11 protein-coding genes are annotated in these 11,823 nt (G+C 47.9%); 4 read left to right on the top strand and 7 right to left on the bottom strand.

Annotated elements, in window-relative coordinates; translation table 11 throughout:
- From F566_RS0104765 to F566_RS0104750, 4 genes are all read right to left on the bottom strand, one after another.
- On the bottom strand, nucleotides 1–196 hold a 196-nt coding region (locus F566_RS0104765; RefSeq protein WP_020405833.1), incomplete at its 3' end, for a transposase.
- A 211-nt stretch (nucleotides 197–407) separates the two neighbouring features.
- Nucleotides 408–1,427, bottom strand: a complete 1,020-nt coding sequence (locus tag F566_RS31970; protein ID WP_020405832.1) for a multidrug resistance efflux transporter family protein — start codon at nucleotides 1,425–1,427, stop codon at nucleotides 408–410.
- A gap of 75 nt (nucleotides 1,428–1,502) precedes the next feature.
- The gene (locus F566_RS0104755; protein ID WP_020405831.1) at nucleotides 1,503–2,789 is read right to left on the bottom strand and encodes an aromatic ring-hydroxylating oxygenase subunit alpha; all 1,287 of its coding nucleotides are present in this window, start codon (nucleotides 2,787–2,789) and stop codon (nucleotides 1,503–1,505) included.
- A gap of 599 nt (nucleotides 2,790–3,388) precedes the next feature.
- Nucleotides 3,389–3,733: a 5-carboxymethyl-2-hydroxymuconate Delta-isomerase gene (locus F566_RS0104750; RefSeq protein WP_020405830.1), complete on the bottom strand. Its 345-nt coding sequence runs from the start codon at nucleotides 3,731–3,733 to the stop codon at nucleotides 3,389–3,391.
- A gap of 177 nt (nucleotides 3,734–3,910) precedes the next feature.
- On the opposite strand from F566_RS0104750, the gene F566_RS0104745 reads away from it, so the two are divergent.
- Nucleotides 3,911–4,309, top strand: coding sequence for a hypothetical protein (locus F566_RS0104745; protein ID WP_020405829.1), 399 nt, complete (start codon nucleotides 3,911–3,913; stop codon nucleotides 4,307–4,309).
- Nucleotides 4,310–4,422: 113 nt separating this feature from the next.
- Here F566_RS0104745 and F566_RS0104740 read toward each other — a convergent pair whose 3' ends face one another.
- Nucleotides 4,423–4,842, bottom strand: coding sequence for a VOC family protein (locus F566_RS0104740; RefSeq protein ID WP_020405828.1), 420 nt, complete (start codon nucleotides 4,840–4,842; stop codon nucleotides 4,423–4,425).
- Between the two features lie 200 nt (nucleotides 4,843–5,042).
- Entirely contained in the window at nucleotides 5,043–6,557 is a 1,515-nt protein-coding gene (locus F566_RS0104735) for an aminotransferase class I/II-fold pyridoxal phosphate-dependent enzyme (RefSeq protein ID WP_020405827.1), read from the bottom strand.
- A 245-nt stretch (nucleotides 6,558–6,802) separates the two neighbouring features.
- On the opposite strand from F566_RS0104735, the gene F566_RS0104730 reads away from it, so the two are divergent.
- Nucleotides 6,803–7,303, top strand: a complete 501-nt coding sequence (locus tag F566_RS0104730) for a hypothetical protein (RefSeq protein WP_020405826.1) — start codon at nucleotides 6,803–6,805, stop codon at nucleotides 7,301–7,303.
- 240 nt (nucleotides 7,304–7,543) lie between these two features.
- Entirely contained in the window at nucleotides 7,544–9,226 is a 1,683-nt protein-coding gene (locus tag F566_RS35225) for a methyl-accepting chemotaxis protein (protein ID WP_020405825.1), read from the top strand.
- A gap of 68 nt (nucleotides 9,227–9,294) precedes the next feature.
- Here the strand turns inward: F566_RS35225 and F566_RS0104715 are convergent, their stop codons facing one another.
- Nucleotides 9,295–10,122, bottom strand: a complete 828-nt coding sequence (locus tag F566_RS0104715) for a class I SAM-dependent methyltransferase (protein WP_020405824.1) — start codon at nucleotides 10,120–10,122, stop codon at nucleotides 9,295–9,297.
- 356 nt (nucleotides 10,123–10,478) lie between these two features.
- On the opposite strand from F566_RS0104715, the gene F566_RS0104710 reads away from it, so the two are divergent.
- Nucleotides 10,479–11,816, top strand: coding sequence for a reverse transcriptase family protein (locus F566_RS0104710; protein ID WP_020405823.1), 1,338 nt, complete (start codon nucleotides 10,479–10,481; stop codon nucleotides 11,814–11,816).
- Nucleotides 11,817–11,823: the final 7 nt, after the last annotated feature.

Here is an 11,823-nt window from a genome sequence, read left to right as displayed (position 1 = left end):
GCATGCAGTGGACACGAAGCATGGTGGATAACGGATACGGAGGGCGGCCGTTCTCGCCCTTGGGGTAATAGCGGGCGATCTTCTTTTCCATGCGTTTCCATGGGATCAGCTTATCCATTCGCTCCAGAAAGATTTCCCGGCGGGTCTTACGCTTCTTATTCTGGTATTCAGCTTCGGAGAAAGTCATCTGATCCATGGATAGTATTCCTGATGAGTGAAGTTGGCCGTATTATGACTGATTTGGGGAGTTATTCAGAGCCTCCCTAAATCATAAAAATGACATTTAATAGCTTTAATATTAAAAAATCAAGCTGTCAAAAGTATGAGAAAAACCAAATCACAATCATTCGACCAATTGGCTCATCTCCTGCAAAAAGGATGGCGGCCCGAGGAGCGTAACTCCTTCATCAAAGGGATTGTGAAATCTGCGTATTCTTAAGTTTTGACATAAAAAACCTTTCCCATCGCAATCCAATCCCCAACAAACCAAAGAGCACCAGAGCCAGGCCGCCTAATTGAACATAGGTAGGCAACCGGGGGTCGACGAATACCAGCTCGAAACCCAGAGCAAACAACACTTCGGTCGCCTGAGTAGTGTCCACCGCGACGACTTTGACTGGATCAGAGGTAAGGTTCCGGGCATAAATAAATACAGAAGTTGCCAGGACGCCAGCAAATAAGGCGACGATAAAGGTCTGCAGGTATTGCCCTTCCCCCGGCACCCCCGGCTGGAATATGGCAACAAGCAACAACCAGAAAGGAATTGATCCCAGACACAATAGAAGAACCACTGAGAACGCATTATTCAATATCGGGGAGTGGATAACGGGAACATATGACAGCCCCCCGTTTTTAGCGGAATTTGCTAACTGGTTGCCGAAGGGATAAGCAATCGCGGAAATAACTATCGGCAACACACCGAGTAGCACGAAGTCCAGGTTGGTAGCTCCAATGTCATTGGTCCAATTAACCAAAGTGGCGCCTATCAAAACCAGGAATGAAAATGGGAGCATCCGCAGTGGGAACTTGTAGCCCATGAACATCAGGACAAAGGGGGAAAAGATAATAGTGAGCTGAAAAGTGGCCGCTACCACCCAACCGCGCAGATACTCGGATGAGAAAGCGATTCCGGCGTAGAAGAAGCCACAGGAAAACGTGCCCGCGATCATCCAGAACACCATGTGCTGCCTGAACAACCCCAGCAGTTCCTTAAAATATTGCCGTCCCTTTGACAGGAAAATAAACACTAGAAGGATAAAAATAGTGAACATATATCTCAGCACGGCCGTCCAGACCCAACTGCCATCGCCGAAGGATATGTTGTAGTTGATAACAAACGTCAGGCTGAACAAAGCGGCTGAAACCAATCCTATACCGATTAGCACCGGCAAGCTGGTCAGCGGAAATCTCTCTTTGAGTGTAGACATCAGTCATTTCCCTGTTGTTTAACCGGCATCCCATCTGCCGATTGAGTGTGCAGATTAAATGTATTGATGGTGGCTTTATCCCTCGCAGGTACTCTCGTGGGTGTTTTCGCAGATGCTTTCGTAGTTAGTATTGCAAGTGCTCTCACATGTACTGGGGCCCGCTTGACCAAGACCAGACATGGCCACCGCAGGGTCTGTGGCATCATGCTTTTCACTGGTGCCGGCGAGTCGATCACCCAACACTTTTCTGAGAATCCTCTGATCGAGCATTTGTACCACTCGCTCCTGATCCGTATAGATTCCCGATACCAGATCGTTAAGCCCCTTTTGTTGATATTCAGTAATCCAGTCATCTTCTTCGACAACCTGATCCCAGCGCTCTTTATAGCGTCTGTAAACTGACTCAAAGTCCTCCCTCTCCAAAGTTTCCTCAGGAAAACAATAACCAACGTTTACACTGACTTTATTTTCCGAAATCGGTGTTTTCTGAATCCACCACATACAATCCTGAGCAGTCACAATAAAAAAACCTGGGAGTATCACGCAGAAATGCGTTCCGTTGCTTCCTTCTCCGTATATTCCATGGGTATGTGGAAACCCTTTGGTTCTGTACGCAGGTTTCAGGGCCGGGGTATCAGCACTGCGGTTAAATACTCCCAGCCATTCACCAGCTCCTTGAAGAACCTCTACTGGTTGCTTCCCAATGGAGTCACTATGGATGCAGGGAGTATGTAATGTTTCCATATCTACTTCGATATAAAGCTTCCAGTTGGAGCAGAGGGTGTACTCCCGGTGATGAATACACCTCATCCGGTCAATACGGTGTGGCATGGCAACCGACTCGATGTAATCCCCCAGATATTCCCGCAGACTGACATGTTGCTTGGAGAAATTCACGAATACCAAGTTGCAGGCTACTTCAACTGATATTTGACGCAAATTCAGGTTACAGGTCGTCCTCTGCCTTGATTCTGCCGTCAACCCATTAGCCTTGAGGAGTTTTCCGTCGAGATCGTATGCCCATTTATGATAAGGGCAGACCAATGCTTTCGCCTGACCGGTCTTTTCATCCGTTATTGGCGCTCCACGATGTCGACAGGTGTTATAGAACGCCTTTATTTTTCCATGTGCATTTTTTAGCACCAGAATATTGTTGCCCAGAAACTCCCGGGTAACGAATTGTCCTGGTGCTAATGAACTTTCCAGACAGACGAAGTGCCAGGCCCCGCCAAATACCGTTTCTTTCTCCTTTTCAAACCATTCCCGCGAGGTATAACACCAGGCTGGCAACGTTGTTGCCTCTCCGATCGGTTTAAAAACATCCTCATAAGTTTTAGGCTCAAACATTCCTGTTCTGTCCATTGTTTACTCCTTATGATCGTCCCTTTGTACGTGATCGCTCCTTTGAATTTGAAACTCAGAGTATTTGAAACTCAGAGGGGAAGCTTGTTCTCTATTCCTCTTATAAGGTTTCGTTTTCCCATTTTAAGGCATGTAGGGTTACCGGCTCGGCGCTGATAGAAAAGCCAGATTGTTCATCACTTCTTGGACGCAAGCACAGCGCTTGATTCCTTCTTGCTCAATCATTAGCAAATCCCTGGAGCGCACTCCCCTCAGGGAAATGTTTTATTCAATTAATGTATAGAGACGCAGAGAATCCCGTTAACACGGGAAAGATGACAAAGTCTTTTGCGACCAGGATCGGATGGGTGGTTAACTGAAGAGATTTCATAACAACTCCTTCGCTTCAAAAATTCGTTAATCCTGTAACGATTCGACTATTTTACACAAAAGACAATTTATAACATAAAAGAGAAGTGTTAAGTGTTGATGTCCGTCAGGAAGAATTGAATGACATATAGGAACCTTTGAATAATGCTAAGCAAGGACACCATCGCAGGAACAGCCAGGACAGACGGAACATGTCTCTTTTACGGCAAAGAAACCCACACATTCATGGCTTACAGCATTTTCCTGTTGACGTAGGTTGCCTTTTCAAACTCACTCACATTCATGGCGATATTGGGGACCTCTGGGAACATCGACATTAAGGTGCGGACAATTGATTGGGAAAGCGCTGCTTTTTGCTCTGTGCTTCGCCCCTGCATGATATGAGAAAAAACATGAATAAAGGGGGCTTTTCCGCCGCCCACCAGATATATCCGGTAAGGATTCACCCGGACTTTAATGTCTTGCTCATCAAACAGCCCCGACGCATGTGCGACTTGATGAATCTGATCAATGATACTCTCTTGAGAAAGCTGATCCAGAATATCTTCTGAACAATCAAGTATGAAATGAGGCACGGCTATCTCCTGTTTATTGATACTTCATACTACCAGAGTCATTCACTTTCGGAATATCAATAAGCACAGCTTGTGCAAAGCGATATACTCAACAATAAAGCCTATTCAAAATACTCGTAAACTGGAAAATGCATCAAAAACAGAATAAACCTACGTTAGGCATTACAAGGAAATTCCATGTCATCAGACGATTATGAGCTTAAAGCGATACCTCAGGATAAAAGAGCAAGAGAACTGTGGCTGCAGCACGCCGCAGGCCTGATATTTACCGAAGATGCGAGAAATTATGCTATTAAAAAGATTAATGAGAATACAGATGAACCGACAAGACAAAAAATTATAGAAGGAATCAATGATGCTTTATACGGCGTCATGATGATTTTAGATGGTGTTTCAGGAAACCTTGATAACGAGCGCTATTCAGTTAGCTTGGAAACCAAAGTGACTCTGATTAAAAAGGATACCGGTGCGGTCATTGACGAAGTCAACCTTACAGAAGGTGATGGTATGTGCATGGGTTACCATGACTGGCTTGAAGGAGATTTTGGGGAAGACCCAGTGGCGGCCAAAAAGTAATCCCGTTTTACCTGCAAGTTTATTAATAACGATACAGAAGGTAGTCAGAGATTGAGCTTCCGACTATCCTTCCTGCTTCCTTGGCCATCAAGCTTCTGGCCCATATACCAGAATCACTTCCCAGCATCACCCGAAGGAAATGCCGACATATTCATCCACATTGCTTCCCAGACATGGCCATCTGGATCTGCCAGATTGCGGTTATACATAAAACCAAAATCCTGCATGGGATTGATATCGGCGGTTCCACCGTTTTTGGCGGCTGTCTCATTCATGACATCCACCGCTTCCCGACTCTCACAGGATATGGCCAGCATCACTTCGCTGGAACTGGAAGGCGGTATGGGGCGACTGGTAAAGGTGCGCCATTTTTCATGCGTCAGAAGCATGACGTTGATGCTCTCACTCCACACCATGCAAGCTGCCGTATCATCAGTAAACTGAGGGTTGTTCTCAAAACCAAGAGACTGATAAAACGCCATGGAAGCTTTAAGGTCTTCCACAGGCAGATTGATAAAAATCATACGAGACATACACTTTCTCCTTCGAAAGGTTTAATCAAACACCCTAACGGCTATCAACCATGGGTTGTTTCTGATTGGTCGAACAGAAAAAGGGAATCTCGACATATCTTCGAAGTTTTTTTGAATTTTTAAAACTTCCTTCGCCCCATACACCCCAAGAGTCAGGGTAGCGACCCTGGGGTTGAGTAGAGGGTTAGATCAATTAAGGCTCAATCAGTTATCGACTTTACTGCGATGCCAGGTTTGGCTTCCGCTCGGAATACTTGCTGTGGCAGGGGGCATTTCAGCGCATCGACTCCCGGAAACAGATTGTCCTGGTGATAGTGCAAACCGGCCTCCCACCAGCGGCGGATAAATTCATCTATGATGTCGGGATGACTTCCCAGGTGCATCCTGACATAGGGGGCCGGAGCCTGTTGGTTAAATAGAGACGCACACAGCAAGGTGCCGGTGGCATAGAAAAGATCATCCCTGAAACGATCAATACCCTCAGGTTCACTCTGGTAAACTTCAGGGACAGCAAACATCATGTAAGACGTTGACGGGCCGATGCAAACGCCCTGTTCCGGCCAACCCAACTGATGGATCAGTTTATCCTTCACCCGTTCTTTCTGACGTGTGTAAAGCATACCGGTTTCAACAGTCCAGTCAGCAGCTGCGTCTGTTGCCAGCCATGCGCACATTACTTCAGCATTATGGGTATTACAGTGGTATCGATTAATCCAGGATTCTCTCGCCAGACGACGAAGTAACGCCGGTGAGGAAGTAATTGCAGCCACCCCCATCGTGTTACAACTGAACTGCTTGCCAAAGGGACGGGTCGCCACCCAGCGCTCAAACATACCGGAGCGGACCATAGCATTACTTCCGCCCTTTTCATTCAATTTCTGCAGTACTGCTTTCAGATGGTTAACAATCGGAATCCGGGGGTCGTGCACGCCGAAGTAGGCATCATCAATCAATAGATAAGCAGTCTCTTCAGCACAGAGTAACAACAGGAATTCAGTCACTTCGATCGGCCACTGCCTACCTGTTGGATTGTGCTGTGGGTTACTGACTACCAATGCCACTCGTTTGGTAGGATGCTGCCGATAGGCACCAACAAGATCTTTCCACTCAGCCAGGTCCGGTTTCCAACCTTTTTGCGGCCGAATGGGAAGATAGGACACATCAAACCCGACATCACGAAAAATGCCTCTGTAATCCCAACCCGGCGTTGGCACCAGGGCAACCGGTTGCTGGCCCGGCCAGCGCACTTTAAATTCCTGATAAACCACCTTGGCCAGATCATACATTGCCATGCGGGTAGTCATCGCCAGACACCCGACATCAATCTCACCTGCCCCGCTATTCTCCAACCCACTCAGGTCATGCTCACGAACAATGAATTGACGCAGGAAATCCCGATGTCTTTGGATACCGTAACCGCACTCGGCGTAGCCCATATCCTCCGGCCGAAACCGGAAATTGTTGATAAAGTCCAGAAAAGCCGGGCACACACCATTCCAGTGCTCCCCCTTGACCGCATATAAAGCCGGTCCGTGAGGTGCTCCTGCCTCTCTGTATCGATGGAATAACATCTGTTCCGGTGAACACTGGCGCAACGGCTCAGATCGATTTAACAGATGATCTTCAGCCGCACTGATGTGACGGCGCATTGATGAAGTATGTAAAGGAACGGACGGAAGTATTGAGAGGTGTTCGGAATCAGTCGAATATGTCATGACGAATCTCCATTTCGTGACAACAACTCTATTAAGTTTAGACGATCCTGGCTTATTTTTAGGTAGGCAGCCCCATAAATTCAGAAAAGTTACTGTGCCAGAAATTCACTTTTCTATACCCTTTTACCGATTGAAGCACTATGAATAAAGCTGGCAAAATGGTGCAATCTTCTCTTTTAACAACGACTTACAGCGATCCACTGGTAAAGTCTTAATCTTGAAATCAAGGCGCTTTTGGCAGGGCCATGATCAAATTGGAAAATACACTGAAGTGGCAGGCAACGCATGGTGTTCCTCCAGGGAAAGGAATTTTCTTTAAACAGATGTCTAAATTACACGCCCACTTATTTCTACTTGTGCTGGATATAGCGGCACTAATTGCCGCTTTCTACACAATGACGACCTGGTCAGATTTACTGAATCAGGTTATTAACGCTCAGCCTGAAGTATCATTCCAATCAGGGTATACCTTTGTCCTCGTGCTGCTCGTAGTCCCCGTGATACACGTCTGGGCAATTTACGAGGGAACAAAATCTCCATCAGAGAAAATAAAGAAATGGGCAAACCGGCTTCTTATTGTGTTCACCCTATTCTTAGCAGTTTCCGCGATACTAATGAATATAAAGCTGACTCAGTCGCTGACCAAATATCATTACTTCTATTGTGAACAGCTAAGTGACTCAATGACTTTTTCAGAGTTTCGTGTTTATTTAAAAGATTCCAAATTATGCGTAAAATCCTATTAATCTCTGCTGGTCTATTATTTGAGGCACATACAACGGCAGCTTGAACAAGCTCGGAGAACTTCTTTTTGAATGCCGAAGCGTCCAAGAATAACCAAACGCCAATAACAGATATCAACGCCCGAACTGGAAATAGCTGCCAGGGGCAACTATCCTTCGAGAAAACCGAGCATGTTGACTGGAATGGCAGTGATAGCCAACGCTTTCGGTCCGTCAAAATCGGGATGACAAGGAAACAGCCTCATGAAGAACTCTATGTGGGGCCGCATTCGACTCGACATTTTCAGTCGGCCGGCGGAGCTCGACATGCTTCGCAATGTGGTTGAATTCTCGCCGAACGCTATCGTACTGATCGATAATAGTGGTCAGATTCTACTCGTCAATGCCCAGACAGAGTCGCTATTTGGCTACTCAAGGGAAGACCTCTTAGGAAAGACAATAGAAACACTGGTCCCTCAGCGCTATCGGGACAACCACCCTCACCACCGCCACACTTTTTTTTCGACGCCCTCTCGTCGAGCCATGGGAGCCGGAAGAGATCTCTTTGGATTACACAAGGATGGTAGCGAAGTTCCCATAGAAATAGGGCTGACGCCCATCCAGTCAGGAGGCAAAAGTCTCGCCCTGGCCAGCATTATTGATATCACAGCACGAAAAAAAGCGGAAAAACAGTTTCGACAGGTTGTAGAGTCAGTACCGAATGCCCTTGTTCAGGTGAACAGTACCGGCACCATTACTATGGTGAACAGTCAAACGGAGAAAGTGTTTGGATACCCTCGAGAAGAATTGATCGGTTTCCCCATCAGCATGCTGATTCCGGAAAGATTTCGAGAAAACCACTCCAGCTACATCGCCGTGTACCTGAGTAACCCTCAAGCGCGCATTATGGGTAGTGGTCGCGATCTCTATGGTCGCCGCCGGGACGGTTCGGAGTTTCCGGTAGAAATCGGGTTGAATCCCATGGAAACTGGTGACGGCCTGCTGGTTCTTGCCAGTGTTCTTGACATATCAGTGCGCAAGCATGCTGAAGAAAAAGAAAAGCTACTGATGCAGGAACTGTTACAGGGCATCAGTGTACTGACATCCACCAGTGAACAAATCATGGAGTCAGTTAACCAGGCCTCTTCCACCACGCAAGAGACCGCCAGCTCCATCAGTGAAATCGCGACAACCGTGCAGGAAGTCAAGCAAACAGCGATTACCGCCGGACAAAGGGCCAAGGTTGTCTCTGACAGCGTAGAGCGTACTCAATCCGTCGGCAAAGACGGCAGTGAAGCCGTCGAAGAAACCCTCCACAGCATGTCTCAGATTCGAGAACAAATGAACGCCATTGGGGAGAGCATCCTCAGGCTGAGCGAACAAACCCAGACGGTCGGGGATGTGGTCTCCATGGTCAGCGATATGGCGGAGCAATCCAATCTGCTGGGTGTTAATGCCTCTATAGAGGCAGCAAAAGCCGGGGAATTCGGCAGGGGGTTTGCTGTGGTGGCACAGGAAGTTAAAGCCCTTGCCGAACAATCAAAAAAGGCAACAGCACAGGTCCGTTCAATTCTCAACGATGTCCAGAAGGCAATGACCAAAGCGGTCATGGTTGCCGAACAGGGTAGTAAGGCTGTCGAGGCTGGACACCAGCGTGCCAAAGTCAGTGGCAAGGCGATCACTACCCTCAACCAGAGTTTGACGGAATCTGCAGAGGTTGCAATTCAGATTGCCGCGACCAGTAAACAGCAGAATGTAGGAATGGATCAAATCGCAGACGCCATGGAGAATATCCGCAAGGCCAGTCAGGAGAATGTCTCCAGTATTCAGCAGGTGGAAACGGCTGTCCGCAGTCTGCACGAATTGGGCGGACAGCTGAAACGCCTGACACAACAGTTTGATGAAGCTTCCGGCCAGATCTTCCTCGAACCGAAGAAGCCACATTAGCCGGGGGATATCCCCCGGATTACCCAATGCGTCAATCTAAAGGCAAGCGGCTTTTCAATTACAAGAGTCTACTTAATCACAATCACTTCAACCGGAGCTAACACTCCAGCAGTAACAGCAGCGATCAGGTTGCGGAATTTCTCCGCCATATCTCCACCAATCAGGGTATGTAATCCCAAGTGAGGCTGCCCTTCCAGGGCCGCCATTCTGGCTCGCATCTCGTCAAAAAAGCTGAGTGCGAACTCACGACGGTTATCAGTCGCCAAAATGTCAAACCCCGCCTGTAGCAATAAGCGATGATATTCTGCCGGAGACGATAAACTACTGGTGTCAGGCGTATTGGCCCAGGGCATCGGAAAGGTCGGTTCATCATTGCCAACCAGCATCACGTCATACACCCCAAACTTGCTTCCCGGTTTCAACACCCGATAGATCTCAGAGAATAAGCAGGCTTTATCCTCAATATTCATCCCGACATGCATCATGTAGCCAGCATCGAAGCTTTGTTCCTTATAAGGCAACGCCAGTGCGCTTTCGCAGGCCAGCGTCACCCGATCCTGAAGGCTCACCCAGGAACAGATTTCATTCCCGGTATTGATATATTCCTCCGTCAGGTCGACACCAGTGACCCGACCGGCAAAACTCTGGGCTGCATACCTGGCAGCCCCACCGATTCCACATCCGATATCAAGAAGATGATCCGTAATTTCAATATCCAGCTGATTCAATAAATTTTCCGTGGCAGCCCTACCCCCAATATGAAACTCATCAAGTGCTGCCAGATCGTGAATCGTCAGTTCATCCAACGACTTCCCCACATCAGCCAGTGAGGTTTTAATCGCTGTAAGTAGATCACCATGAGTGTAATGACTTGCTACTGCTGCTTCTCTCGACATACGCGCTGTTCCTTCTTTAGATATGTCCGGCAATGGCCTGATTCAGCCCAGTATTCTTTCCCTGTCTCGCTCCAGACCGGCCCCTCATCGGGACAATGAATATCCGATTATTGTATTGCCAATGTTGACAATAAGCATCAGTCAATCTACTTTGCCCCCAACAACACTTCAAGCGATTCCGGAAGCAATGAGTCAGTCATTTGTCACCGGAAACTCCGGGGTTACCCCGGGGTTAAACGTCAACGACACATATCACCGCCGGTAAGGCCCTGCGCTATGCGCGCAGATACTTTACCGGCAACACGAGTTGGTTGAAGTGTTGTTCTTTTTTCACCGCCAGGGACGATGTACTCATCATGAATTACCAACGTTGGGTCGCCACCTCTCTGGCGGAGACTTTGCTATCTGGTCCGCGGGATGTAGCTTCCCAAAGGCAGAGATTGACAAAGGTTTTGGGGGAAGAGCCTGAATGGCTCAGCCCATTGGTTGCACTCGGCAGATCCCCGGACTTCGTCAAAGGGGAAGACTCCGAAACGCTTAAGCGCCAGTTAACAGAAGCTATTCTGGATTGTGAAGACTTTCTGCTGGCATTTGTGGAAGAGGACACAACGCCTCGCATTCGCCATATTAAATGCCAGACGCTTCCGCCAACATTTCCCTCCAATTGCCCTGTCGAGGTATGTAATCTGCCAAAACTGGCAACTGAGGGTGACCTTCTGGCATGGCTCCACTTATCTCACCATGATCTGCTCTGGTTGATCAATGAGTACCGCGAGGAGTTTGGTCAAGACTCCCGTCTACAACATTATCATTACCGCTGGCTGGAGAAACCCAGAGGCGGAGCAAGATTGCTGGAGTCCCCGAAGCCACTGCTGAAAAGCCTGCAACGCCGAATCCACCGGGAAATATTATCCCCCCTTCCCCTGCATTCTGGAGTCCAGGGCTATCGGCAAGGTCATTCCTGTTTGACTCACGCGAGACTGCACCAGGGACAATCCTTACTTCTCAAATTTGATCTGAAGGACTTCTTTCTATCCATCGGCTACCAGCAGGTATACAGAATATTTCGCCGCCTGGGGTACAACCATCGGGTGACTCAGATTCTCTCAAGACTGTCGACCAACAAAACACCGAGGGCAAAATTAAGACCCCCACCGGGAATAATGACTGAGCGGGATATTCAACTGTTCAGACGACCTCACCTCCCCCAGGGAGCACCGACGTCTCCCATACTGTCTAATCTTGCCGCGGCAATGCTGGACAACAGACTTAGTGGCCTGGCAAAAAAGATGGGCTATCGATATAGCCGTTACGCCGATGACTTTGTGCTTTCCGGCCCTGGAATGAGTCAACATGCCGCTGAAAAACTACAGCACCTTGTGGGGGCGATTGCAGAAGAAGAAGGCTTTTCCCTGAATACTCGAAAAAGTGCCGTGGTGGGTCAGGGACAGCGCCAGCAGGTGGCCGGAATAGTGGTTAACGAAAAAACCAACCTTTCAAGAAAGCAATTCGATTCATTGAAAGCCATGTTAAACAACTGCGCCAGGCACGGTCCCATAAGTCAGAATCACCAACAACTCCCGAATTTTCAGGCGCATTTGAAAGGTAAAATTGCTTACCTGAGGTCGTTGAACCCGCAAAAAGGTGACAAGCTAATGACTCTATATCAAAAAATTCAATGGCCCGATCAATGAGGCAGCA

Origin of the sequence: Hahella ganghwensis DSM 17046, from assembly GCF_000376785.1 — a bacterium.
Classification (GTDB): domain Bacteria; phylum Pseudomonadota; class Gammaproteobacteria; order Pseudomonadales; family Oleiphilaceae; genus Hahella; species Hahella ganghwensis.
Note: the sequence above shows the minus strand (reverse complement) of the source record. Positions and strands in the feature narration are given on the sequence as shown.